Here is a 26,045-nt window from a genome sequence, read left to right as displayed (position 1 = left end):
CTTTTCTTATCTGCTGAATGAGCTTGTTGGAATTCCTAATAGAGACAAGAAAAGAGGCTGAAGCATGAGAGAGGATTTGCTTACGAAACTTCGTGGGATTCAAACGGAGGAAAAGATCGGTGAACTCAGAAAAGCTTCTGATGGTCAAGTAGTCCAAGAATGGATGCAGCATGGCGTGAAATTTGCCGCATCCTCGGATAAATTTGAGGATGTCTACTACGAGGCTCTCCGCAAGTTGTTGGACTGTGTCGTTCCAACCCTCGGCGACAAGCCTATTTTACACGAAGGCGGCATCTATTTAGGGTGTTGGCTGGAAAGCACTGGGACGATTAATGCTGAGCTGCTTTCGCGGTTTATCCCATCCGTGTCGCAAACGACGTACGAAATGTTTGCTGACTACCAGCGTGAAGATGGTTTGATACCTTATAAATTGACCGAAAATGGCCCATCGTACAGACAAATCCAGCTGGTGACACCACTTGCGCGAAGCGTATGGAATCACTATCAAATGAATGGGAAGGATCAAACCTTCCTACGTAAAATGTACGCGGCAATGCAGCGCTATGATGAGTGGCTAGTCACTTATCGCAATACGCGAGGTACGGATGCTGTGGAAGCGTTCTGTACGTTCGATACGGGGCATGACTTGTCGCCGCGTTTCTGGCATGTACCAGATACGCCTCATAGGAATGATCCTCGAGAATACAATCCGGACTCGCCGATTTTACCGTTTATTGCACCGGATTTAACGGCAAATGTCTATTGTCAGCGCCTTTATTTGGCCAAAATGGCAGAAGAGTTAGGGGAAAGCGGTGAGCCATGGCGGGAAAAAGCAGCAATCAGTTTAAACCGATTATTCCAATACTGTTTCGATGAAACGGATCAGTTCTTCTATGATCGTGATAAAAATGACGAACTGGTCCGTGTTCAATCGGATGTCCTTCTGCGTGTGCTTGCTTGTGAAGTAGGCGATCAGGCATTCTTCGACCAAGCGCTGCGTAAATATTTGCTCAACACACGGAAATTTTTTGCCAAGTATCCTTTTACCTCAATTGCGATGGATGATCCTCGATTTGATCCTTTTTCATCCTACAACAGCTGGGCGGGCTCATCCAATTTTCTCAGCCTGATCCGTGCACCGCATGCCTTTGAGCATCATGGACGGTTCGTAGAGTTGACGTATGTGCTGTATCCAATCATGGCGGCTTTTCATAAAATGACACGTTTCGCTCAAGCGCTTAGCCCTTGGACAGGTGAAGAGGGTTTTACACAAACCTACTCACCGGCTATTATGTGCGTGCTGGATTATGTTGAACGTCTATGCGGAATTATGCCTAGACCGGATAATGAGCTTTGGTTCACGGGGCTGCTTCCGTATGCCGTCGACCACGGGGAAGAGATTGCTGATGCAACAGCCTATAGCCGTAATGTAGATGGCGTTACCTTTGAATTAGTGAATACAGTAGACGAATCTATCGTTTATCAGGACGGGAAAGTACTGCTTCGGTTTCCGAATGGACTCAGAGCCGTAACAGATCGAGAAGGAAAGCTGAAATCTTTGATAGGGATGAGTATTCGAACGGTTGAAGGCATTGTTTCTTATGAAGGGCAGGAGTGGCGTGTAGCTGTAAAAGGAAATGAACGATTCGATTTGGTTAATGGCATTGATCTGATCAAGATTGAGGCTGATAGGGGCGTTATCGCACCGACTTATCGGTAGTTCTATGTAAATAACCAAGTATAACCTCTCATCGATTAACAAATAATACCGTTGTTATGAGAAGGAGGGTATACAAGCTATGGTTGGAATTCGAAGCAAGCGGAGCATCGCTCTGTTAGCCGTCCTATTGGTTATGATGGCGGCCTCAGGGTGCGGGAAAAAGGAAACGGTCAAAGTCGGGATCGAGCAAAACTTCCGTCCGTTCACGTATATGGAAAACGGGGATAAGAAGGGCTTCGAGGTCGATTTGTGGCAAGCAATAGCGCAAAAAACGGATATAAAGTATGAGCTCGTTCCCATGGAGCATGGAGAATTAATCAAGAGCGTCAAGTCCGGTGCAGTTGATCTGGCGATGGCCGGCATGACAGTCAGCAACGCCCGTAAGAACAATTTTGAGTACTCCAGTCCTTATTTTCAAACGGGGCTAGTCGTGTTGACATCTACCGATAATGGTGTAATTAAAGGCAAGGAGGATTTAGCTCAAAAAGTGGTGGCAACCAAAAATGGATCGACAGCTTTTAACTACGCTGGTGAAATTCAAGGGGCTAAAATTCGGAGCTATTCCAATGTTGCGGATGTCTACAACGAATTAAAAAACAATACGGTGGATGCCGCCATATTCGATGAGCGAAACGCGCATGATTTTCTACAGGACAAAGCGCAAGGGCAAGTGAAAATGGTTGGAGAAACGTTCAACAAAGAAAGATACGCCGTCGTTGGGAAGAAACGCAATAAATATATTGGTAAAGTGAACCAAGGGATCGAGGCTATCAGTAAAGACGGGACATACGAAACGATGTATACGAAGTGGTTTGGCACTAAGCCGGATAAAATGCCAGATAAAATTAAAAAAGAGTTGGAATACGAAATGCAGCACGAAACTGTGAAAGGTCGCTAAGTAGCGGCCTTTATTGTTTTATCGTCGACCATTTCGGTTGACCTGGACTATACTCTAGGCAATAAGATGTTAGAGAGGAGGCTAAATATGGAACTTAAACTCTCAATCTCAGAGCTTTCTGAGAAGACGGGACTGACGATAGATACGATTCGGTATTATGAGAAACTCGGGATCCTACCGCTACCTAAGCGTAAAGGCAATGGACAGCGTGAATATACGAGCGGCGACCTTGAACGGTTCATTTTCATTACTCAACTGAAACGAACACAAATGCCGTTAAAAGAAATCGACCGATATATCCAGTTCTATATTGATCAAGACTATGAAAGTTGTTATCAAGTTCTTGATAAGCACAAAGTGGAGATAGAGGAACAAATGGCTGAAATGAGCATTGCTCTTGAGAAAATAAATTATAAATTGAATAATTTTAAGAGCCTAGTAACAGATCGGAATGGAGATCGAAGTTAATGTTCTAGTACTTGATGATATTTTGTGAGAGCCAACGTTTGTCCCTTTCCAATTTCCAGTAATCTCATAGTATAAACTGTAAGATTACTATAATGGAATAGGAAGTGACGAACTATGGGTTTCAGTTTCCGAAACGCCACGAATGCTGCACTGTTTATTTCCTTCGGATACTTTAATTTACTCTGTCGACCAACCACCTTTGTCAAAACAGGTTGGTACAGAGTGGACCCTGGGCAAACGAGACAAGTTTGGAGTGGGTTCGTTGGCGGGCAAACGTTTTATTATTATGCAGAGGATGCGTTCGGACGCCGCTGGGCAGGGCAATTCTTCACACAAGTACCTTCGACGCCGTATCGTTGGTGTTGGGACACAGGCTGCTCCACCTGTAGAACGGTTGGATTTAGAGGCATTCGAATGGGCTTACTTGTTGCGAATTTCACACTCACTTTAACCGCAATCCGTAGTGCGAATAAGGCTATTGGTCCCGTGGCGTTGCCGTCCAAGACCATCTCATCGCTGCGTAAAATTCCTACGGGTAAGCCGAGAAAAATGCAAGTGGGCAGACCTCTTCTGGGGGGCCGCACGTCAAATCGTTTGTGGCTGCCCAAAAAATAGTCACGCTTATAAATCCGCCTAACAGGCGGATTTATTGTTTTTAAGGGCAGCGAAAGGATAGTCAACTTTTATCGCGAATAATGGAAGTGCATAGAAAGTATTTACGCCACAGATTGACGCAAAGGAAGTGCTATGTGATGCAGGTTACCGTATTAGGCTGTGGGAGATGGGGATCCTTTTTATCCTGGTATGCGAGTAAACAAGGACATGATGTTAAGTTATGGGGAAGAGACGCTTCCCTTACTTATCAAAAGCTCTCGCAAACGAGAACGAATGATTATTTGCTTTTGCCACAAAATATTCAGTTAACGAATAACCTGGAAGAAGCCATTGCATTTGCTGAACTTATCTTCATCGCGATTAGCGCGCAAGAGCTTAGAGGCTTTGCTAAGCAGCTTACTTCATTGGATCTTACTAACAAGACTTTTGTTCTGTGTATGAAAGGTCTTGAGATGGAATCCGGGGAAAGGCTTACACGTGTGTTTCAGGAAGAAATTCAGCAGCCCGTTCGAGTTGCTATCTGGGTCGGTCCCGGTCATGTGCAAGATTTTGTGCAGGATATTCCGAACTGTATGGTCATTGACTCGGAGGATAATCACGTTACGAAGTTAATCGTAGATAGCTTGGGAAGTGAAACGATCCGCTTTTACTATGGGGAAGATGTATTAGGCAATGAGATTGGGGCGGCCGCGAAAAATGTGATCGGCATTGCAGCAGGGATATTGGATGGATTGGGTTATACAAGTTTGAAAGGCGCTTTAATGGCTAGAGGAACGAAAGAAATAGCCAGGTTAGTCAAGGCCATGGGCGGAAATGAGTTGACTGTATACGGATTGGGTCATCTGGGTGATTATGAGGCAACGGTATTTTCGAAGCATAGCCATAATCGGCGCTTTGGGGAGGCTTTTGTTAGACAGGAGCCTTTCGAGAAATTAGCTGAAGGGGCTGCCACTGTTAAAGCTTTACTTCAATTGTCTGCCAAGTATGAGGTAGAACTGCCCATTTGCCAGGCTGTGAATGCCATTGTTTGGGAAGCCCAAGATGCGCTAGAGCAGATTAATAAGCTATTTATGAGACCTGTTAAATTTGAGAACATTTAGATCATTACATAACTGGTGTTAGGGAAAAGTGTCAGCAACTTAATCGCTGGCACTTTTTTTCATGCTGGGATAAAAATATAATTGGATGAAAATACTAAAAAGTAGACGAGCATGTTGGATATGACTCATCTTCAGATGGTGTCGACAATAAGGAGGGAGGTTGTTTGGCTGAAGATACAGCGGTTTCCATAAACCCGATCGTTGAACATAACCTCGAACGAATTAAAAAGGATTTGGGCGGAAGCGATGACTTGGTCATCCGAGAGATCCGTTTCAATGAACAGTCAGACATTGCAGCAGCCGTCGTATATATCGATGGTTTGTCGGATACAACAGCCATTAATCATTATATTTATGACGTGTTAAATCATAAACTAAGCGTTGTCTCGCAGTTGGACAGTTTGGGTACAGAATCATTTGCCAAAGAACTATTAGTCGGAGTTGGATCGATTAACACAGTTACGGAAATGACGTCTTTGTTCACAAATTTACTTTCTGGTGAAGCCATCATTTTGCTCAAAGACACTAACATCGCTTATCGCGCAGACGTACGCGAATGGAAGGGACGCGAGGTGACCGAGTCGACGAACCAGACGTCCGTGCGCGGTCCAAGGGAAAGTTTCACGGAGACCCTTCGCACGAATACATCCCTGATCCGTCGTAAGATCAAGGACCCTCGGCTATGGCTTGAGACCATCTCGATTGGAGAAATAACCAAAACCGGTGTAAGCATCATGTATATCAACGGTTTAGCTAAGCCCTCAGTCGTTGACATGGTCCGTACGAGACTTAACTCCATTGTTATCGACAGTGTTCTTGACAGTGGTTATATCGAGGAATTGATTGAGGATAGAAAATTTACTTTATTTCCAACCATCTACAATTCCGAATTGCCTGATAACGTAGCTTCACAGCTGCTTGAGGGGAAAGTAGCGATTTTAGTTGATGGAACACCAAATCTATTGCTTGTTCCAAGTCAACTCATTACTTTTTTTCAATCGGCGGAAGACTATTACCAGCGTGCAGTTTATGCGAGTTTATTGAGACTATTGCGATTTGGGAGTGTATTCATTTCACTCTTGCTGCCATCCCTCTATATTGCCATTACAACCTTCCATCGGGACATGTTACCGGCTTCGCTGCTGATTGGACTGGCTGCGCAGAGGGAGGGGGTACCCTTACCCGCATTTGTTGAGGCACTTTTGATGGAGGTTACCTTTGAGATCTTACGTGAAGCTGGTCTGCGGATGCCACGCGCAATTGGTCAAGCCGTATCGGTTGTAGGCACGCTCGTTATTGGACAAGCTGCCGTTGAGGCAGGTATTGTTTCTGCAGCCATGGTTATTGTTGTATCTGTAACAGCAATATCCACCTTTACCTTGCCGGCATATGGGATGTCAATTCCAATACGCATTCTTCGCTTTGTGTTTATGGGTATAGCAGCCAGCTTTGGATTGTTTGGGATCATCATGGGCGTGTTTGTGCTCCTTCTGCATTTATGCTCACTACGTTCTTTTGGTGAGCCTTATATGTCCCCATTTTCTCCCTACAACAAAACGGATTTAGAGGATGCTCTTGTGCGCCTGCCAAGATGGATGATGTTTAAAAGGCCAGATACATCACAGGAAAACGGCAGCACTAGGGTACGTAAGCGTTAGGAAGGAGGAGCAGTCAACATGAAGCATAAATTGGCTGTTATTATACTCTGCTTGCTGATGTTGACCGGCTGTTGGAGCAGACGGGAATTGAACGAGCTGCTTATTGTTCTTGGAGTCGGTGTTGATTGGGAAGAGGGTGAGTATTTGATCTCGTTCCAGGTCGTTAATCCCAGTGAAATTTCGGCTCAAAGAAAAGGGGGAGAGCGTCCACCTAGTACGCTTTTTCAGGGGCGAGGCAAGACGATATTCGAGGCAGCAAGATCTTTGACAGCTGAGGCTCCGCGTAAAGTATATATGGGGCACCTGCAACTCTACGTGATCAGTGAAACATTGGCTAGAAGGGGGCTTAAAGATTTTATTGATAATTCATTTCGGGACAATGAGTTGCGAATGGATTTCAATATCGTTGTTGCAAGAGGGACAAAGGCGGAAAACATTTTAAAACTTTATACGCCACTCGAGAAATTATCCAGCCATAGCATGCAGCAATCTCTGCAAACTTCACAAAAAAATTGGGCGCCAACCGTTGCTATTACATTAGATGAAGTGCTGAATAAACTTTCTGAACCCGGTTTTGAGCTTGCGCTAACAGGCATCAAAATAATCGGGGAACCTCAAATGGGAGAATCGAAAGAAAATGTAGAATCATTTCTACCGCCGAGCCGCTTCCGATATACAGGCATCGCAGCCTTCAAAGAAGATAAGTTGATAGGCTGGCTTGATCAACAGGAGAGCAAGGGGTATACGGATATTACCGATAATCTGGATAGTACTTCCATTGATGTTGCGTGCGGAGGGCACAAATATATGGGAATCGAAGTCACTTCCTCCGACACCAAGCTAAAAACAAAGATACAGAATGGTCTACCTGAAGTTAATGTTCAAGTGAGAGCGGAAGCGAATATTGTCGATAGACCTTGCAACGATGTGGATTTGAGAGATCCTGCAACGATCCAGCATTTACAGGAAGAGGCAGAGAAAATTGTTCAATCCAACATCGAAGCGACTGTGGATAGAGCCAAACAGATTAAGTCTGATATCGTCGGGTTCGGGAATCAATTAGGGAAAGATCATCCCGATTATTGGGAGCAAGTCAAAGAAGATTGGAACGATGAAACATTCCCTAAGTCCAAAGTGCACTATGATATCCAGCTGTTAATCAGGCAAACAGGAACAATAGGAAATTCGACAATGAAATAGCAGGAGCGTAGAAAGGACGCGATTCAAGCATGTCCTCTTTTTTTGCTGTACTAGCGTTAGCGGCAGGAACATTCTGGCTGGAAGCTCCTGGACTAATCCGGCGTAAACACAAACGCGAGCTCGTTGTTTTCATAGTTCTCCTGTTATTGGCAACTGCTCTCTATGGAGCACTAACGTTAAAAGTAAACCTTCCGAATCCTTTTACCATTCTAAAATTGTTGTTTAAATGGTTGGACTAGCAATTAACCAGTGTTAGAAACAGAAAGGAGGGGGCAAATGAACGGTTATCACAATGGCAAGATATCCCTGCGTCAATTTACAATCTTGATCATTCTGGGAATCATTGGTGATTCCATCTTAATTTTACCGACAGTCATTGCCTCCTCAACGAAGCAGGATTCTTGGCTATCTATGATTGTAGCCACGTTCCTTGGATTCATCGCAGGGTGGCTATTCGCATCTATTGCAAACAAGCAACAACGAGTAAGCCTAATCATTTTCACACGTCAGAAGCTTGGTCGCTTCATAGGAGGCTGCTTCTGCTTGTTGTTCCTATTCGAATTTTTTATATGCATCCTCTCGCTTTTAAGTGAGATGAGTCAATTTATGACGACCCAAATGATGCCGGAAACGCCTGTTAACGCCATCATTATTGTATTTCTTACGGTAATTATTATCGCTTACAGGTATGGTATTGAAGCCTTCGCACGCATGAGCGAACTGTTATTTCCAGTGTTTATGCTGTTATTTCTCTTTCTCATCATCTTCTTGATGCCTCAAGTCGATTTCTCCAACTTAAGGCCGATTGCTTCCAGAGGCATGGGTCCAATATGGCAAGGTGCGATGCCAGCATTTACGTTCGGATTTACGGAAATGGTCATCTTACTCATGATGGTATCGCATGTTACTGGAAACACTAAATTGACAAAATCGATTCTGACGGGCATTGCTTTTGGTGGAGTCATCATGTTTCTCATTGTGCTGCTCTGCGTTCTCGTTCTCGGGACGAATCTAATGGAAACCAAATATTATCCGACTTTCGTATTGGCGCAGAAAATAACAATCGGTCATTTTTTGGAGCGCCTAGAGGTGATTCTCGCTTTTTTATGGATCACAACGGTTTTTTATAAAACGCTGCTGCTTTTTTTCTCGTTAACAACTGGCATCTCAGACTTGCTAAAACTGAAAGAAAATCATATGCTGACAATCCCAATAGGGATGATACTTCTGGTAGGTACCGTTGTAGGCACGCCTAATATCATCGTTTACATTGATCTTATGAAGGAATATTATGTCTGGTTTGATTTAAGTTTTTGTGTCGTTGTACCTTTGTTATTGTTTGTATTGCTTGTACTTGCTGATAAAAGAAACCCAGCTCTCTCGTCATCCAAATGAAATAGCATGTGGCTTACTTAGACACAAAAAGTTTACAAGTTGGTAACATGCACGTTACTCTAGAGAGGTATAATTTCACCGAGCATCCCTGTCCTTGATGTAAGAAATAATCAAAGGTTTGTGCGGGTGTCCATGGCATAATGAATGCGGAGGACGGATGGAGAAGACCAAAATATTACTGATTGAGGATGAAGCAGCGATTGCTGATCTTCTGGAATATGGCTTGCAAAAGGAAGGGTATAACATCCAAAAGGCATCCACAAGTGCCGAAGGCTTGAGACGGCTAGCATTGTTTCAACCAGACTTATTATTGCTGGACTGGATGCTTCCGGACGGGAATGGTCTGGATATTTGCAAAAAAGTTACCGCCTTATATAACATTCCAATTGTTATGCTGACAGCTAAATCGGATATTACAGATAAAATTCTTGGTTTGGAATTTGGAGCCGATGATTATATAACGAAGCCCTTTGATCTTCGGGAAGTAGTCGCCAGAATAAGAACGATATTGCGGCGGTTTGCTCAAGCGAATCGGACCACGAGCGAACCACAAGAAGAAGCTATCATCCAAATAAGAGAAATTACTATTTATACAAGTGAGCGTTTGATTCGCAGAAACAATGAACTCGTTGATTTGACCCCCAAAGAATATGATCTTCTGATGACGCTCTATCAATCCAAGGGGAAAATCTTCACCAGGACAGAACTGCTTGATCAGGTCTGGGGGTACGATTTCGCTGGAGATACAAGAACCGTGGATACTCACATTCAACGATTGCGCAAAAAGCTGTTACTAGGCGACCTGATTACTACCGTGTTTAGCATAGGCTACAAATTTGAAAAACAAGTGGACTTGTAACATGTTGAACACCATTAGAGGGAAGCTGCTCATTGGGTTCTTTCTCATTTTTCTTATTTTCTTTTTGATTTTAAATCAGATGGTAGCAAGAAATATAGAATCCGGTAACCAAAAGATGATGACTGATTCGTTAATTGCACTGAAAAATAACAGCAATGCCTATGTGCGGCAGTCCTTCATGATCCATCATTTTGCCAATGATGAACTGTATTTCGGACAAATCGCTGAGGAGATGGCGAAAGATTTGCTGCATGACACGTCCACAAGCATAGCTATGTATTCTGTAACTGGGGAAAAGCTGTACGCGACGGACACCTCTTTGTTCACGACGGATGGCGATGATTTGAGACAAGCCTTGCTCGGCAAGACCGCGTATCGAATCACTTATGAGAATAGCACAGCATCGGTTTTGTTCGCATTCCCAGTCATCGTGGATGGAACGAAGGTCGGGATTATTCGGTTTGCCAAGGATTTCACTTTGCTCTATGAGCAGAGCACACAAATAAGGCGAACAATCTTCGTGACTGCCATGGCTGTTTTTGCGGCAGCTTTCCTGTTCACTTACTTATTATCCCGGCATATTACTGTGCCATTAGTGAAATTGTCAGTTGCCTCTACTGAAGTCATGAAGGGCAAGCTAGACACTCGACTTACGTTTAGGCGTAAAGACGAGATCGGCAAGCTTGCTGCCAATTTCAATAACATGATTGAACGCATCCAGAATCAAATCACCACAATCGAGCAAGATCGGGATCAATTAGAAGAGCTGAATCAAGCGCGAAAGCTTTTTTTCGATAATGTGACCCATGAGCTGAAGACACCGCTTACAACCATCATGGGGTATGCCACCATTATTCGTGAGAACGGAATCCAAGATCAAGTGATGTTTGATAAGGGGATTACCCATATTATTGACGAGAGCAAAAGGTTGCATGATATGGTCTTAAAGCTGCTCGAACAGTCGAAGGAATCACAATTGGCGGATCGAGTAACTGTCGTGGATGTAGGCTATCTGCTAAGAGATGTTAGTGAAACAATGACGATTAAGGCCAAACGATATAAGAAATCGATTCGATGCTCTACGGAAGAAGGTTTATTCGTAAATGGACAGGCGGATAAACTGAGGCAGCTTTTCATTAATCTCCTGGATAACGCCATCAAATATGGCTATTCCCATAGCGACATTGAAGCAAAAGCAGAACTTGCTTCCAATGTTGTACGCTTGACGTTCACAAACAAAGGTCCCACGATGAGTCCGGAGCATCTCAGCCGGATTTTTGAGCCTTTCTATCGAGCTGATTCCACTAAGCATGAGGCTGATAGTGCAGGCCTAGGACTTAGCATTAGCAAAGGTATTGTTGAAGAGCATCAAGGCCGTATAAGCCTAACAAGTTACTTGGAGCAAACTACTGTCTCTATCGAAATGCCATACAAAAGATTGGAGAGTGACGAGGAATGAGTAGACGACTGCTTGTCGTGATTACGATTCTCTATCTTGTAACAGTTTTATTGGCAGGCTGCTCGATGAGGACACGATCGGAAACCATTATCATCCCAGATACCGGGGACACCTCAACGCTAAAAGGGGAACACGGCGTGTATGATGTCAAGACGATCTATCGCATACTTAGCAAATCAAGTACGCAGGGAACACCGTTAGGTTGGGTCAATCCCACATCTCTTCTGACCTTATTTGAGGGAAATGAGAAACTACCAAGTCTAGATCGTGTTGATGCTCCTTACGAAGAGCATCTAAAATTGCTCAGCATCGAAGCCAAGTCTACTTTCATGTCTGTCTCACCTAATGGCCAGTCGATTGCTTACGCCAAACAGACGAATGGAACGTTTGAATTGAAGCTCATTACTATGGTGGATCAGAAAGAATCGGTTATCGAGCCTATTGCATTAGAACAGGTTCGATCTTTGAAATTTGGATGGTCGAACAACGGTCGTTACCTCGTTTATATGACGATTAAGCCCGAGAATGTAGGGGCAATGATTGGTATATATGACATGATGGAGCATAGTATGAATAGCTATTCGTATGGTGGATGGAACCAAGCGGATATCATCAGTTCCATTCAACTAGCTGACGATGCCCAAAGTATTGCGATCGTCCGTTCAAGTCGGAAACAATCCTATGTAGAAATCGACACATACAGCGGCAGCGAAATAACTCGCCAATACGAACATCTCGCTGCTAATGACAGCCAAGTCGAGTGGATCCACAACGATCAAATCGCGTTTATCGGACAAGAGGGTACCTTATATGCCTATGACCGACGCAATGCTGCCCTTTCCGTCCTAGTAGAAGGGGTAAGTATGTTCCGTTTATCTACGGATCGCAAATCGATTGCCTTCTCACAGGATAAGGACACAGTCTATGCGGCTTCGTTATATGGAAACAATGTACTTAATAAAACTCAACTCTTCAAAGGTGTTGTACCCTCGTTTATGGCATGGAGCACGGATAATCAAAGGCTTCTCCTAAGTGGATGGAAGTCTTATGAGTGGGATAAGCCTCGAAGTGCTCCCGCTCCCGCCCCTGTGCCTGAACCAGCACCGCGCTCATCTTCGGCTCAAGTAGTTGAAGTAGGGTCTAATGTGAATCAACACTTAGTGATTGAATTTAAATAAAGAATCGAAGGGCCACCTTTCGGTTCTTTTTTTATTGACATCTCGTTGACATTTCGTTGACAAGTTGGTTAAGTGATCGCAACATCCTTGGTTTACATTGATCTTATAGGTAACAAATCAAATATTCTTAGGACAAGGATGGGGATAAAATTGAAGAAATCCAACTATTGGTTGGGGCTTGGCTTAAGCGTTCTCATGCTGGGAATGTCGGCATGCAGCTCGAACCCAAGCACGAGCACGAGCAATCTCAGCACGGACACAGGGAAAGCAGGAGAGTCAACCGCTCCACAACAAACTGGGACGAACGCGGCTAATCCTTCAAAAGGTGGCAAAGCAACGATTGTTTTCTCCACTTTTTGGCCGGATGAAGGACTTAAGAAGGCGAAGATGAGTTATGAAGCAGCCCATCCGAATATTACAATTGAGCTGCAAGATGTGGTGACGGATGATGCGCATTTGGAAGCCGAACTAGAGAAATATGTAACAGCGACGAATACAGCCATGTTATCAGGGAAAGGTCCTGATATGCTCGCTTTAGATATGCTGCCAAGTGAGAAATATGTCGGTCAACATTTACTTGCCGATCTAAGCGGGATGTTGAAAAAAGACCCTGGTTTTCTAAAGGGTGACTATTACAACAATATACTGGAGAGCTCTCAAACGAGTGGAGGTCTTTTCGGATTACCTTTATCCTTTTTCCTAAACGTATTAATTGGCGATGAAAAAGGAATTAAACAAACCGGTGTCCCGATCGACGATAAGAACTGGACTTGGGAAAAGTATGCCGATACGCTCAAGCAGCTAAGTCAGAAAGGACCCAGTAAAGCGTCAACAAGCGGAGCAGCAGGAGCAGCGCCCTCACAGGGGAAAGAAATGATGCAAATGCTGCTGGCTGAAATGGTAAAAGAAAATTATTCGCATCTGGTTAATGAGTCTACCAGGACAGCAAGCTTCGACTCGGCTGCTTTTACAGATATGATGGGACAGGTCAAAATGATGTACGATGAAGGCGTATTCGCCAGCACTCGCGGCAGTTCTTATTTCAGCCCTCGGAATGTGAATTCTGCCTGGGATTATCTCGTTACGATGAAGGAGTCTGGCAACGATGCGAGGTTGTATGCCAAACCAAGAGCAGAAGGAACAACAGCTGGAGGATACTTTTACCCGTACAAGGTCATCGGAATCAATGATAAATCAGCGGTTAAACAAGAGGCTTGGGAGTTTCTTCAGTACTTGATGTCTGAAAATGTCCAGCCTGCGCCAGAACGAGCCGGTTTCCCTGTCAACAAGAAAGTGTATGAAAAACAAGTTCAACAGCTCTTAGCCAGCGGAACCGTCAAAACCTATGAAGAAGGTCCACTGCACGGCCAATCGATTCCCGTCGATCCCGCCCAGATTCAATTGCTGAATGGCTATTTATCGGGCGCCATTCATCCCGTTGCCTTCCAGCCAACCAAGATCGAAGAAATCGTTCAAAAGGAGAGCGAGGCCTACTTCAGTGGTCAGAAACCCGCGAGTGACGTGGCGAAGCTTATCCAAAACAAGGTGATGACTTACTTGAATGAATAAATTCCAACTTCGCTCTTGGCTTGGGAAAGAAAGTATCGTGCCATGGATCTTCTTGGCGCCTAGCACAGCTGGCTTCATTCTGTTCTATATCATCCCGTTTGGAATGGGGATTGTTTACTCTTTTACAGATGCTACGATTGGGGGATCGTTTGTCGGTTTCGATAACTATACGGCACTGCTCAGCAGCAAGTCGTTTCACAAAGCTTCTATGAATACATTGCTTTTTACGAGTATAAGTGTGCCGCTTCTGATCCTATTATCCTTGATTCTGGCTATCCTGTTGAATCGGCAGCTCGTTATTCGTGATTGGCTGCAGACGTCATTCGTATTGCCGCTTGTCGTGCCGGTCGCTTCCATCATTATGATATGGCAAATTTTCATTGACTGGAATGGCGCTTTAAATGCATGGCTGCATAGCCATAACTGGGGAAGGATCGATTGGATGCAGTCTGATGGCTCGTTAGGGGTATTGGTGGTTTTATATATTTGGAAAAATATCGGGTACGACATGATCTTATTCCTGGCCGGACTTCAGGCGATTCCCATCTCCTATTATGAATCCGCCAGGATCGATGGGGCGAGCAAGCTGCGTCAGTTCGTTCATATCACGCTGGTCTATTTGACGCCAACGATGATTTTTGTCGTGCTGATCTCGATTATTAACTCGTTTAAAGTGTTCAGGGAGACGTACTTACTCGCAGGCGATTACCCCTATGACCGCATCTATATGCTGCAGCACTATATGAACAATATGTTCTTTTCGCTGGACATTCAGAAGCTTACGGCAGGGGCCACCCTTATGGTTGGGTGCATCCTGATCCTGGTGTTCGTACTGCTAGCTATCGAGAAGCGTTTTCAATCTTTTATGGAATAAAAGGAAGTGAAATCAATTGTGAAACGGCTGACCAAGGTTATAGCAACTCTCTTGTTAACGATGGCAGCAGGAATCTCCTTGGTTCCCATTGTGTTAACCTTTACGAATTCCCTGATGACGGAACGTGAGATAGGACTTAATTATGATTGGATCGGGAAAATGCCTGATGCGTCAACGGGGGATAAGGATGCATTCGTTAATCTGAAGTGGATACCGGATTGGCTTAGTTTCAGTCAATATGCGGAAGTCTTAGTGCGAAATCCGAAGTTTCTGCATATGTTCTGGAACTCAGTAGGGCTAGTCGTTCCCATCATCTTGGGGCAAGTTATTGTAGCTTCATTAGGAGCCTATGCTTTTGCCAAGCTTCGCTTCCCGGGCAGAGACAAATGGTTTCTATGCTATCTATTGACGATGCTAATGCCATTTCAAGTGACGTTAGTTCCGAACTATATTATTTTGGAAAAGCTCGGACTGTTGAACACGAACTCGGCTATTGTGCTGCCAGGCATCTTCGCAGCCTTCGGTGTCTTCATGCTGCGTCAGTTTATGCTTCATATTCCAGCCGTATTGACGGAAGCAGCCAAAATGGACGGAGCCGGGCATTTCACCATCTTTGGTCGGATTATTCTCCCACTTGTTAGACCAGGTCTAGCGGCATTAATCGTTCTGTTATTTGTTGACTACTGGAATATGGTCGAGCAGCCGCTCATCTTTCTGCAGGATGCAGTTAATCAGCCGCTATCGCTTTATTTGGCACAGATCAGCCAGGAGGCTAGAGGGGTTGTTTTCGCAGCATCCGTGCTCTATATGAGTCCTATGGTGATTCTATTTCTTTATGCTCAAAACTATTTCGTAGAAGGAATTCAGTTATCAGGGATAAAAGGATAGGGGGCAACACCCGGTCGATTGTGAGCAAATGTAAGATCAGGAGGAATCGTTTTGGATTTAGAAACGAATAATGGCAGAGGCAAAACCGGGAAACGCTGGCTGCACTTTGCAACCGTGCTGATGATGGCTGTGTTCGTGCTATCAACGTTGTTGAGCAACACGCTCTATGGCATGACACTTCCGAAGGTGTCGACACAAAGTGTTGGGCCTGGACAATTAGATCAGACATTTAAAGGCAGTGCTTTTCTGAAGCCAGTGGAAGTAAGAGAGGTTTCGGGACAGTTTGGCTGGCAAGTGACCAAGGTGCTGGTGCAAAAAGATGAAGTTGTTCATAAGGGTCAGGTGCTTGTACAGTACAACAATGAGGAAGCCCACGATCAGCTGCAAACAGAGCAAACAACACTGAACAAACTGATGTTGTCCATGGAAAAGCTGGAGTACGACTATGTGCAGGCGGAGCATAACGAAGATCAAGGAAACATCCTCGCTGCCAAAGCCGCGGTGGAAAGTGCCAAGCTTGATATCAGCGCGCAGCAGCAGAGAATCAGTGATATGAACGCTAAACTGGCGGCTAATCAATCACTGCTTGCTCCTTTTGACGGGAAGGTTGCGGAGATAAACGCAAAAGAAGGCATGGCGGGAGTCGCAAGCGCACCTGATATCTTGCTCTTGAATACACAGCAAGGTTACAAAATTAACTTGCTCATTCCTGCCTCGATTGCCGAGAGTCTTACTTTAGGCGAGGCAATCGAGGTTCAACTCCATGGTCAAGATATCCGGTCTATGTCAGGTAAAGTAACTAACTTGGAGGGTGCGGAGATCGTAAATGCCGCATTAATGGAGACTGCTGGCGGACAAACGGAGAACTCTGTGGAAACAACCCAGTTGACGGTACTGTTCCAAGATGCATCTCTTGTAGGAAATGAAAGGGCTGAAGTGAACATTACCAAAAAAGGAAAAGCCGGCGCGATGGTTGTTTCGAAGACGGCTGTACGGAGTGATGCAACTGGTACATTCGTGTACGCGGTAGAAGAAAAGCAAGGACCGCTTGGCAATGCCTTCCATGCCGTACGAAGAAACGTGAAAGTTGTTGAATCGAACGAGCAAGCTGCCGCCATCGAAGGACTGTTTCCCCAAGAGGTGGTTATTATTGAGAGCAGCGAACCGCTCTTGGATGGTAGCCGCGTACGAGTTGTCGAGTAGTTGGATATTGAATAATATTACATAACTAATATTATGTAAACAAAAAGCTAGTTGCACAAGATCCATGATCTTGTGCAGCTAGCTTTTTCATTTTAATGTTGCATAATCAAGTAATCATGAAAGGAATTGGCTATAATAAAACCAAAAAGCTTATAATGATACATATTTGTTATAATGTGCAACACTCAAATCATTGATTTTCAGTAAAGGGGTCTCGTCACGCATGCAAATAAAAGTATTGGCAATCGCCCCATACCCCGGGTTAAAGGGTTTAATCGAGAGTATAGCCAAAGATGATGCACGGATAAAGATCGACATTGAAGTTGCGGATCTACATAATGCTCTTCCAATCGTTCAAGCGGCCAAGGGGAAATATGATGTCATCTTGAGCCGTGGGGGAACATCGACATTAATAAAAAACCATGTAACAACACCTGTGGTCGATATTCCTGTATCCGGATATGACATTTTGAGGGTGCTCACATTGGTGAAAAATTCGAATAGCAAGGTAGCCATTATTGGTTTTCCTAATATTTGCCGCGGTGTCGCGGAGGTCTCCAGCCTGCTTGATTATGAAATTCCCATCTACTCGGTGGATCGGGCAGCTGACGTTCCTCAAGCATTAGAACAAGCTTTTGAGCATGATGCCCAAATCGTTCTTGGAGATGTCGTCACCGTGAATACGGCCGAACAAATGGGCTATAATGGCATTTTGATAACTAGCGGACGGGAGTCTGTGCTTGAAGCGCTTGAAGAGGTGAAAAGAATCTATGAGTTCGTCTGGAAAGCCCAGGAAAGCGAACATTTATTTGAGCATATCCTTGAACATCACCGGACAGGGGTAATGGCTGTCAACGAGAGTGGTGGAATCCTATATGCCAATGAAGCGGCTGCGTCATTATTAGGTTATAACAGCTCCGTCATTCGAGGGATGAATCTAGCAGGCATTGACCCGATATGGAGCCGCTATTTGGAGGAGGCTGGCAAGCGTACAACTGGCGGCGTAAATAAACAAACAAAGTGGTTTCAAAGAAGGCAGGTAAGCATTGAAATCATTGTGCCTTCCAAGCAAAGTCGACCAAGCTACAGTTACTTCGTTTATTTATATCCTACAGAAAATACTAGTAACAGTCCTGCTACTTACAATTTCCAAATAACCGACCGGATTGCTACGTTTGCCCAGGTTATGGGCTCCAGCAGTGTCATTATGCAAGCAATTAAGAGGGCTAAAGCGATGGCGCAAACACGTAATCCCATTTGGATAACAGGAGAAGAGGGCAGCGGAAAGCAGCTATTCTGTCAAGCCATCCATTCCGCAAGTAAGCGTGCAGGGGACGCTCTCTACATCATTCCTTGCGAACAATTATCGGAAGAGGAACAGGAAGCGGTTTTGCTTGGAACGGAAGATTATCCGGGATTACTTTTCAAAGAATCTGTCGGAACGATTTGTCTAGATAACATCCAGCATGTTAGTCCACAGCTGCAGCGCAAGCTGCTTTCTACGATGACAACGGGTACGCACGCCCGTCTCATTGTAACAACTTCGCACCCGATCAAGTTGATGCTAAAAAAAGAAGAAATGGAGCCGTCCTTTGTCCTCGCCTTTATGGATATGTACATGAACCTGCCGCCATTACGCGAAAGATTGGAAGATATCGATGAAATCGCCCGTGTTTTAATTGCGAATTATAACTCCCGCCATGGTAAACAAATTGTTGGTATCAGGCAAGAGGTTCTTGAAGATGATCTCATGCACAAGTTATGGCCAGGAAACATTCACCAATTAAGGATCGTTCTTGAGAGCATGCTTTCCTGCACGAACGGTCATTATATCGGCCCGAGTGAAGCCAAAGAGGGATGGCAGAAAGTAAAGGAATCGTTGCAAAATGAAGCATCGAGCCAGCTGGCAACCATCAATTTATCAGGCACATGGGATGAGATTGAACAGCGAATTCTTTTGGAAATATTAGAAAAAGAAGGAATGAATCAATCAAAAGCTGCGAAACGATTAGGAATTAATCGATCCACCCTTTGGAGAAAATTGAAAGACGTGTTGCAATTTTAAACGATTACCCCCGTTGTTCTAGCGGGACAGCTGTCATATAATCATCACATGGGCAATAACAAAAACATGTGTTGCATTATGCAACTCTATGCTCAATAAAACTTCTTAGGAGGAAGTACATCATGAGAATTAAAGCAACAATTGATCGTATTCCCGGAGGAATGATGATTGTTCCGCTAATTTTGGGGGCTATTATTACAACATTATTCCCTTCAATGGGTAAAACATTTGGATCTTTCACAGGCGCATTAATGACAGGATCTTTGCCAATTTTGGCTGTATTCTACGTCTGTATGGGTTCTACGATCAATTTTAAAGCGACTCCGTACATTTTGAAAAAGGGCGGTACTTTGCTAGGCACTAAAATATTAACCGCAATCATCGTAGGATTTATAGCCGCTAAGTTTCTAGGCAGTGGCATGATTAGCGAGGGCTTTTTTGCCGGCATTTCGGTTTTGGCCATTGTAGCGGCTATGAACGATACAAATGGTGGCTTGTACATGGCTCTAATGGGACAATTCGGCAAGAAAGAAGATGTTGGCGCTTACTCGGTTATGAGCTTGGAATCCGGGCCATTCTTTACCATGATTTCATTAGGAATCGCTGGCTTAGCTGCTTTCCCTTGGCAGACATTTGTTGGCGCGATCTTGCCACTAATCGTGGGTATGATCTTAGGAAATTTAGATAAAGACATGCGTGAGTTTTTATCCAAAGCTGTTCCTGTCTTAGTGCCGTTCTTTGCTTTTGCTTTAGGAGCAGGTTTGAATCTCCAGACGGTTTGGAAAGCAGGTTTCCTTGGCGTATTGCTGGGTATTGGAGTCGTGGCTGTTACGGGTCTTACTTTGACGCTTATCGACCGATTGATTGGCGGAAACGGTATTGCAGGTATATCCGCGGCTTCGACAGCAGGCAATGCGGCGGGGGTGCCGGCAGCAGTAGCCGCGGCAAATGCTGCTTATGCTCCGCTCGTGCCATCTGCAACAGCATTGGTAGCATCTTGCGTGATTGTCACAGCCATCCTTGTTCCAATCGTTACAGCGTGGTATGCCAAAAAAATTGGAGCTAAGAGTCAAATCAACTAAATCGTTATAGATTTGCATGGGAGGAACTGCACCATGAAACAAATTGCCATCATTGCAGATGACTTGACCGGAGCTTCCGATTCAGGTGTTCAATTTGCAAGAAAAGGGCTGCAAACACAAGTGTTTTTTGAGATCGAGCAAGTTTCTAAACAACAACAGGCGATGGAGGCTATCGTCATTGATACCGACAGCCGTTCCGTTGCGCAAGAGATCGCATATGCCAGGGTGAAGGAAGCAGCACTTCCTATTCATCAAGCGGATTTCCCACATATTTATAAGAAAATGGACTCTACACTTCGCGGAAATCTGGGTGTTGAAATTGACGCGGTCATGGATGTCATTCCCTTTGATTTTGCTGTTGTTGCTCCGGCTTTCCCTAAGATTGGCCGCACAACATCACAGGGCGTACATTATCTGAACGGAGTTCCGGTTAGTGAAACCGAAATAGCGAATGATCCGAAATGTCCGGTCAAAGAATCGGATTTGGTCAAGTTATTTTCTTCGCAATCCAAACGTAAAGTTGGCCTTATTCCTTTAGATATCCTGCGTGCAGGAAAAGATCAGGTGCTCCTGAACATACAATTACTCCTTGAAGCTAAAACTGAACTCATCGTTTTTGATGCTACAACCGAAGAAGATGTCGGGCATATCGCTGAATGGGTTGCCCAAACCAGCTATAAAACGCTATGGGCAGGTTCTGCTGGATTGGCTGATTTCCTACCTAGCGCTTTATCGCTTCCTGTTCATTCAAGTGACTCTTCTCAGCAAACACTGAGCGGGACGAAGCCTGTGATGCTAGTCGCAGGCAGCATTTCACAGGTGACCCGTGGTCAAGTAGCTGCTTATAACAAGGAGCCGCAAGTTATTGCATTAGAGTTAAATACGGTACAAGCTATTGGTTCCGAAGAAGGTTTAAAGGCAGAGATTGAACGTTGCGGAAGGGAGCTTCGAGCTGCGTTAATGAAGGGTTTCGATGTTTCTCTGAGTGCAAGTTCATCTCCTGAACAAGTGCAATTGACGAAGGCAGCAGGCTCACAAAGAGGATTAGACTCTAGGGAAGTATCCAACCAGATCTCGCATATTTTAGGCGGAATCGCCTCTGAAATTATGCAGAGTGTCGAACTTCAAGGTGTTATTTTAACAGGAGGAGATACCGCTAAAGGCGTTTGTAAACATCTAGGCGTGTCTTCTATCCAACTGATCAAAGAAATAGAACCAGGTATCCCCTTGGGGCTCCTTGTTCGTGAAAAACCCGTATGGGCTGTAACAAAAGCCGGAGCTTTCGGAAATGAACATAGCTTATCCAGGGCTAAAAAAGCATTAAAGGGGGAAGTATTTCAATGAATAGACCAATAATAGGCATTACGATGGGTGATGGAGCAGGCGTAGGCCCAGAAATCATCATGAAATCACTAAAGGATGCCCAGATTTATGAAACATGCCGTCCTTTTGTCATTGGAGACGCCAAATTATTAGAGAGAGCGGATCAGTTCGTTCATACAGGACTTCGTGTTCGCCGAATTTCTTCCGTGGCAGAAGCGCAGTTCGTACACGGAACCGTGGACTGTTATGATCTAGACTTATTGCCGGCCGATCTTCCAATTGGTCAAGTATCCAAAGAAGCCGGACATGCCGCATTCATGTATTTGAAACAGGCGATTGAACTTGCTAACGCAGGAGCAATTGATGCTATTTGTACAGCGCCGCTAAATAAAGAAGCCCTTCATAAAGGTGGACACATGTATCCAGGGCATACCGAGATTTTAGCAGATTTGACGGGTACTGAAGACTTTTCTATGATGCTCTCGGCGCCCAAATTGAAAGTTATTCATGTCACGACACATGTTGGTATTCTGGATGCTGTGCGGATGATCAATCCAGATCGTGTTTATAAAGTAATCCGAATGGCTCACGAAACTTTGCAAAAAGCTGGTTATGAGTCACCAAAAATTGCCGTCTGCGGGATTAACCCGCATGCGGGAGAAAATGGACTTTTTGGTTATGGGGAAGAAGATGAGAAAGTCGTTCCTGCGGTCAACAAGGCGCAAGAAGAAGGCATTCAAGTTGTAGGACCTCTGCCTGCCGATACACTATTCTTCCGCGCAACGCGGGGAGACTTCGATATCGTCGTTGCCATGTATCATGATCAAGGACATGGTCCGATCAAAGTATTAGGGCTGGAAGCCGGTGTCAATATTACAGTAGGTCTTCCGATTATCAGAACTAGCGTAGATCACGGTACAGCGTTCGATATTGCCGGCAAAGGAATTGCGGATGAGCAAAGTCTGAAAGAAGCTCTTAAACAAGCGATTGAATTGGCACCTCGACGCGAACAATAAAATGAAAAACCTCTGGATATGGCTGTTGAGCCTCGTTCAGAGGTTTTTTTGTATGGGGTTGGCGACGATCAATACCAAAAACAAGGTTTTAATAACGTGATGAAGAAATAGTAATTACATGCAAATAGGAGACAGGAGGAAACGAACAATGAATATTCGAGTTTTGGATGAGCCCGATGCTAGACTGTATCAAGATTTACGATTAAAAGCCTTGAAACTTAGCCCTGAGGCTTTTGGCTCGACCTATGAAAGAGAAGTGCAATTTTCCTTAGAAACCTTCGTTGAGAGAATAAAACCTGCGGATGGGAAGTTTGTACTTGGGGCTTTTGATGATAGCGGTTCGCTTGTTGGCATTGTAAGCTTTGTTCGAGAGAGCGGTCTGAAAAGCATTCATAAAGGAAATGTCTACGGGATGTATGTTGCACCTGAAGCGAGCGGGCATGGTCTTGGGAAAAAACTAATGCTGGAATTAGTTGGAAGAGCACACGTTTATGAGGGATTGGAGCAAATCAACTTAACCGTTATGTCAGAGAATATCATTGCCAAAAAACTGTACAAGTCCTTAGGTTTCGAAATCTACGGAGTGGAACGTAAAGCATTGAAGGTTAACGAACAGTATTTTGATGAGGATTTAATGGTGCTTTACATCTAGGGTAGAGGGTGATAGCCATATTAGCAGATCGTTATGATGCTGAATTTGTAAAAGAGTTCTTGCTTTCTAGGGAGAATTACAAGCCATTTCCAACTAGTCAGGAACGTACGGAATGGCATGAAGTTCCACAAAATTTGCAGCGTTTTTGGATTGAGAAAGCTGAACGCAAGCTCAATTATTCATGGCCAACTATCACAGCAACGCAATATATGGACTTCAGTAGAACTGGGAACCGTGTTAGATTTGACACGCTTTTATTAGAACGTAGGCAGGACCTCGCTTCTTTGGTCGTTGCTGAATGTATCGAGAACCAAGGGCGTTTTATGGATGATATCGTCAATGGGATCTGGTATATTTGTGAAGAAACATTCTGGGGGATCCCAGGACATGGTTATATGATGAAGAGACAGGACCCACTTCCCGATGTGGCGGATCCAATCATTGAATTGTTCGCAGCTGAAACTGCAGCACTGCTGTCATGGACATATTTTTTGCTAAAAAATAAACTTGATTCTATTAGCATTATGATTTGTGAGCGTATACATCTTGAGGTGAAGAATCGGATTCTGGACCCCTATTTACATCGTACTGATTTCTGGTGGATGGGGTTCAATCAAGAGAAGATGCTAAACAATTGGAACCCATGGTGCAACTCAAATTGCCTATTGGCCTTCTTGCTCTTGGAAGACGACCAGCAGCGTCGTGAAGATGCGGTTGTAAAGGCGATACGCAGTTTGGATAAGTATATACAACGACTAGATTCAGATGGCGGCTGTGAAGAAGGGCCGAAGTATTGGATATATGCAGGTGGAAAACTGTTTGATTGTCTGGAACTGCTTTATGGCGCGACGAGCGGAAGAATGGATGTTTTTCAAGAGCCTCTTATACAAAACGTGGGTCGTTATATCTACAAAGCTTATATTGACGGTGATTATTATGCCAATTTTGCTGATAGCTCGGCTAAAGTACACATTCCAGCTGAACTCATGTATCGATATGGCCGCCGTATTAAAGATGCAAAGCTATCTGGACTTGGCGCCATGGAGATGAGAAAAACGCGCGAGGAAGCAACCAATGTGGAGTTTTCAACCATGTTTCGCTTATTGTCAGCTATCTTTCATTACAAAGAAATGGAGCACCATATCGGAGAGTCTCCTTTCATGAGGGATGCTTGGCTTGGCGGGATTCAAGTGATGCTTGCGCGGGAACAGGAAGGCTCATCCAAGGGGTTGTACCTCGCGGCTAAGGGTGGACATAATGATGAAAGCCATAATCACAATGACATCGGTCACTTCATCGTTTATTGCGATGGTTCTCCAATGATAATTGATCCCGGTGTAGGGACTTATACATCCAAATCATTCTTTTCAGAACGCTATTCCATATGGACAAATCAGTCCGCTTATCACAATGTACCCCTAGTAAATGGGGTTCAGCAACTTGCTGGTAGACAGTATAGAGCTGATCACGTTATTTATCACCAAGAAGATACGGCTGCTTCCATCTCGATGAACATAGAGAACGCCTACGCTGATTCTGCCGGCATCACAAGTTGGAAGCGCTCCATTAGTCTCATTCGTGATTCAAACCCCTGTATTGAAATCAAGGATACTTTTCGACTGGAGCGCGTGATAGATGATCTTACTCTAATCTTGATGACTCCACACTCTCCTCAGATCGAGGGGATTGGCATCATTGCGCTACAAGATGACAATCATAATAAGTTGATTATCCAATACAATGATGAGATGTTTACGGCTTCAACAGACCTAATCGCTCTTGATGACGAAGTGATGAGTGAAGTATGGGGAGACCAGTTGTACAGAATCAAGCTTAGTGCAATAACGGCTATCGATCATGGCGAGTCCATGATAAAAATAAATAAGTTATAATTTTTTTTGTATCGTGTCGATTCTTTCGTCGTCCATTCGTTGTCCTTATAGAGACTGAAATTCAAGGCAGTAGAAAGAAGGAGATCTTCAATGGACACTATCACTTCGAAAGACGGCACCAAGATCGCGTATGATAAAATGGGGCATGGACCAGCAATCATCCTGGTAGGTGGAGCTTTCAGTTATCGCAAATTCCCAGATGTCGTACAACTGGCAAATTTATTATCACAGCATTTCACGGTGTACAACTACGACCGCCGTGGCCGCGGCAATAGTGGAGACAAGAACACTTACGCAATTGAACGCGAGTTTGAAGATCTTGATGCGTTAATTGAAGCAGCTGGCGGCTCGGCCTATGTATGGGGCTTGTCATCCGGGGCAGTGCTTTCCTTACAGGCCGCAGCAAGAGGGGCAAACATCACGAAATTAGCTTTGCACGAACCTCCGTTTGTGGTGAAAGAGACAGACCGTAAACCGCCTCACGATTTGGTTCAACAAGTTACTGAGCTTATAGCCGCTAATCGTCCTGCTGATGCCATCAAGTATTTTATGACCAAAGGTATGGGGGCACCTTCTTTCATAGTCACAATGATGCGCATGATGCCAGCTGTGTGGGCAAATCTCATGGCTGTTGCGCACACACTTCCATATGATGCAGCTTTACTAGCTGGTTATATGGACGGAAAGCCGCTCCCAACAGGCGAATGGGGAAATGTCACAACGCCAACTCTGGTGCTCGAAGGTGTTGAGAGTCCGGCTTCGCTGCGTCATGCTGCTCAAGCACTAGCCAGTGTGCTCCCTAATGCGGAATTGAGGAGTAAAAAGGGGCTTGGGCATACGAAGAAACTCAATTCCAAGCTTATATCCACGGAGCTTGCAGCTTTCTTTATGGAAACCAATAAAATCAGTTAATTTTCAATTCATAGGTTAT

General features: G+C 44.5%; 23 protein-coding genes. All 23 read left to right on the top strand.

The window, feature by feature from the left end; genetic code table 11:
- Positions 1 to 64: 64 nt before the first annotated feature.
- The 23 genes from AC58VC_RS20765 to AC58VC_RS20655 all read left to right on the top strand — a co-directional run bounded on the left by AC58VC_RS20765 (position 65) and on the right by AC58VC_RS20655 (position 26,026).
- On the top strand, positions 65 to 1,720 hold the full coding sequence (locus tag AC58VC_RS20765; RefSeq protein WP_497370848.1) for an MGH1-like glycoside hydrolase domain-containing protein: 1,656 nt from the start codon (positions 65 to 67) through the stop codon (positions 1,718 to 1,720).
- A 79-nt stretch (positions 1,721 to 1,799) separates the two neighbouring features.
- Positions 1,800 to 2,618 carry a substrate-binding periplasmic protein gene (locus AC58VC_RS20760; protein ID WP_497370846.1) on the top strand — a complete coding sequence of 273 codons (819 nt, stop codon included), beginning with the start codon at positions 1,800 to 1,802 and terminating at the stop codon, positions 2,616 to 2,618.
- An 87-nt stretch (positions 2,619 to 2,705) separates the two neighbouring features.
- The gene (locus AC58VC_RS20755) at positions 2,706 to 3,086 is read left to right on the top strand and encodes a MerR family transcriptional regulator (RefSeq protein ID WP_497370844.1); all 381 of its coding nucleotides are present in this window, start codon (positions 2,706 to 2,708) and stop codon (positions 3,084 to 3,086) included.
- Between the two features lie 114 nt (positions 3,087 to 3,200).
- Positions 3,201 to 3,701 (top strand): DUF1036 domain-containing protein, encoded by a 501-nt coding sequence (locus AC58VC_RS20750; RefSeq protein WP_497370842.1) that lies wholly within the window; start codon positions 3,201 to 3,203, stop codon positions 3,699 to 3,701.
- Positions 3,702 to 3,838: 137 nt separating this feature from the next.
- The gene (locus AC58VC_RS20745) at positions 3,839 to 4,801 is read left to right on the top strand and encodes an NAD(P)H-dependent glycerol-3-phosphate dehydrogenase (RefSeq protein ID WP_497370840.1); all 963 of its coding nucleotides are present in this window, start codon (positions 3,839 to 3,841) and stop codon (positions 4,799 to 4,801) included.
- 164 nt (positions 4,802 to 4,965) lie between these two features.
- Positions 4,966 to 6,459: a spore germination protein gene (locus tag AC58VC_RS20740; protein WP_497370838.1), complete on the top strand. Its 1,494-nt coding sequence runs from the start codon at positions 4,966 to 4,968 to the stop codon at positions 6,457 to 6,459.
- An 18-nt stretch (positions 6,460 to 6,477) separates the two neighbouring features.
- A complete protein-coding gene (locus tag AC58VC_RS20735) occupies positions 6,478 to 7,659 on the top strand; it encodes a Ger(x)C family spore germination protein (RefSeq protein ID WP_497370831.1) in 1,182 nt (393 codons plus the stop codon).
- A gap of 29 nt (positions 7,660 to 7,688) precedes the next feature.
- The gene (locus AC58VC_RS20730; RefSeq protein WP_497370829.1) at positions 7,689 to 7,898 is read left to right on the top strand and encodes a hypothetical protein; all 210 of its coding nucleotides are present in this window, start codon (positions 7,689 to 7,691) and stop codon (positions 7,896 to 7,898) included.
- Between the two features lie 37 nt (positions 7,899 to 7,935).
- Positions 7,936 to 9,054: a GerAB/ArcD/ProY family transporter gene (locus tag AC58VC_RS20725; RefSeq protein ID WP_497370827.1), complete on the top strand. Its 1,119-nt coding sequence runs from the start codon at positions 7,936 to 7,938 to the stop codon at positions 9,052 to 9,054.
- 157 nt (positions 9,055 to 9,211) lie between these two features.
- On the top strand, positions 9,212 to 9,913 hold the full coding sequence (locus AC58VC_RS20720) for a response regulator (RefSeq protein WP_497370825.1): 702 nt from the start codon (positions 9,212 to 9,214) through the stop codon (positions 9,911 to 9,913).
- A 529-nt stretch (positions 9,914 to 10,442) separates the two neighbouring features.
- Complete coding sequence (locus AC58VC_RS20715; RefSeq protein ID WP_497371360.1) at positions 10,443 to 11,372, top strand: sensor histidine kinase; 930 nt, start codon at positions 10,443 to 10,445, stop codon at positions 11,370 to 11,372.
- Entirely contained in the window at positions 11,369 to 12,550 is a 1,182-nt protein-coding gene (locus AC58VC_RS20710; RefSeq protein WP_497370823.1) for a hypothetical protein, read from the top strand. Before AC58VC_RS20715 ends, AC58VC_RS20710 begins: the two co-directional genes overlap by 4 nt.
- Positions 12,551 to 12,700: 150 nt before the next feature.
- Entirely contained in the window at positions 12,701 to 14,119 is a 1,419-nt protein-coding gene (locus AC58VC_RS20705) for an ABC transporter substrate-binding protein (protein ID WP_497370821.1), read from the top strand.
- Positions 14,112 to 14,993, top strand: coding sequence for a carbohydrate ABC transporter permease (locus AC58VC_RS20700; protein ID WP_497370819.1), 882 nt, complete (start codon positions 14,112 to 14,114; stop codon positions 14,991 to 14,993). Before AC58VC_RS20705 ends, AC58VC_RS20700 begins: the two co-directional genes overlap by 8 nt.
- Positions 14,994 to 15,053: 60 nt before the next feature.
- Complete coding sequence (locus tag AC58VC_RS20695) at positions 15,054 to 15,881, top strand: carbohydrate ABC transporter permease (RefSeq protein WP_497371358.1); 828 nt, start codon at positions 15,054 to 15,056, stop codon at positions 15,879 to 15,881.
- Between the two features lie 51 nt (positions 15,882 to 15,932).
- The gene (locus AC58VC_RS20690; protein WP_497370817.1) at positions 15,933 to 17,084 is read left to right on the top strand and encodes an efflux RND transporter periplasmic adaptor subunit; all 1,152 of its coding nucleotides are present in this window, start codon (positions 15,933 to 15,935) and stop codon (positions 17,082 to 17,084) included.
- Positions 17,085 to 17,307: 223 nt separating this feature from the next.
- Complete coding sequence (locus tag AC58VC_RS20685) at positions 17,308 to 19,149, top strand: sigma-54-dependent Fis family transcriptional regulator (protein WP_497370815.1); 1,842 nt, start codon at positions 17,308 to 17,310, stop codon at positions 19,147 to 19,149.
- Between the two features lie 122 nt (positions 19,150 to 19,271).
- Complete coding sequence (locus AC58VC_RS20680) at positions 19,272 to 20,231, top strand: 2-keto-3-deoxygluconate permease (protein WP_497370813.1); 960 nt, start codon at positions 19,272 to 19,274, stop codon at positions 20,229 to 20,231.
- A 33-nt stretch (positions 20,232 to 20,264) separates the two neighbouring features.
- Positions 20,265 to 21,575, top strand: a complete 1,311-nt coding sequence (locus tag AC58VC_RS20675) for a four-carbon acid sugar kinase family protein (protein ID WP_497370811.1) — start codon at positions 20,265 to 20,267, stop codon at positions 21,573 to 21,575.
- Positions 21,572 to 22,570, top strand: coding sequence for a 4-hydroxythreonine-4-phosphate dehydrogenase PdxA (pdxA, locus tag AC58VC_RS20670; protein WP_497370809.1), 999 nt, complete (start codon positions 21,572 to 21,574; stop codon positions 22,568 to 22,570). The genes AC58VC_RS20675 and pdxA overlap by 4 nt, the downstream gene beginning before the upstream one ends.
- Positions 22,571 to 22,718: 148 nt before the next feature.
- The gene (locus tag AC58VC_RS20665; RefSeq protein ID WP_497370807.1) at positions 22,719 to 23,222 is read left to right on the top strand and encodes a GNAT family N-acetyltransferase; all 504 of its coding nucleotides are present in this window, start codon (positions 22,719 to 22,721) and stop codon (positions 23,220 to 23,222) included.
- A gap of 8 nt (positions 23,223 to 23,230) precedes the next feature.
- On the top strand, positions 23,231 to 25,114 hold the full coding sequence (locus AC58VC_RS20660; RefSeq protein WP_497370805.1) for a heparinase II/III domain-containing protein: 1,884 nt from the start codon (positions 23,231 to 23,233) through the stop codon (positions 25,112 to 25,114).
- Between the two features lie 90 nt (positions 25,115 to 25,204).
- Complete coding sequence (locus AC58VC_RS20655; RefSeq protein ID WP_497370804.1) at positions 25,205 to 26,026, top strand: alpha/beta fold hydrolase; 822 nt, start codon at positions 25,205 to 25,207, stop codon at positions 26,024 to 26,026.
- Positions 26,027 to 26,045: the final 19 nt, after the last annotated feature.

This window comes from Paenibacillus sp. J22R67, assembly GCF_059692175.1.
This window is presented reverse-complemented; position numbering and strand designations above follow the sequence as displayed.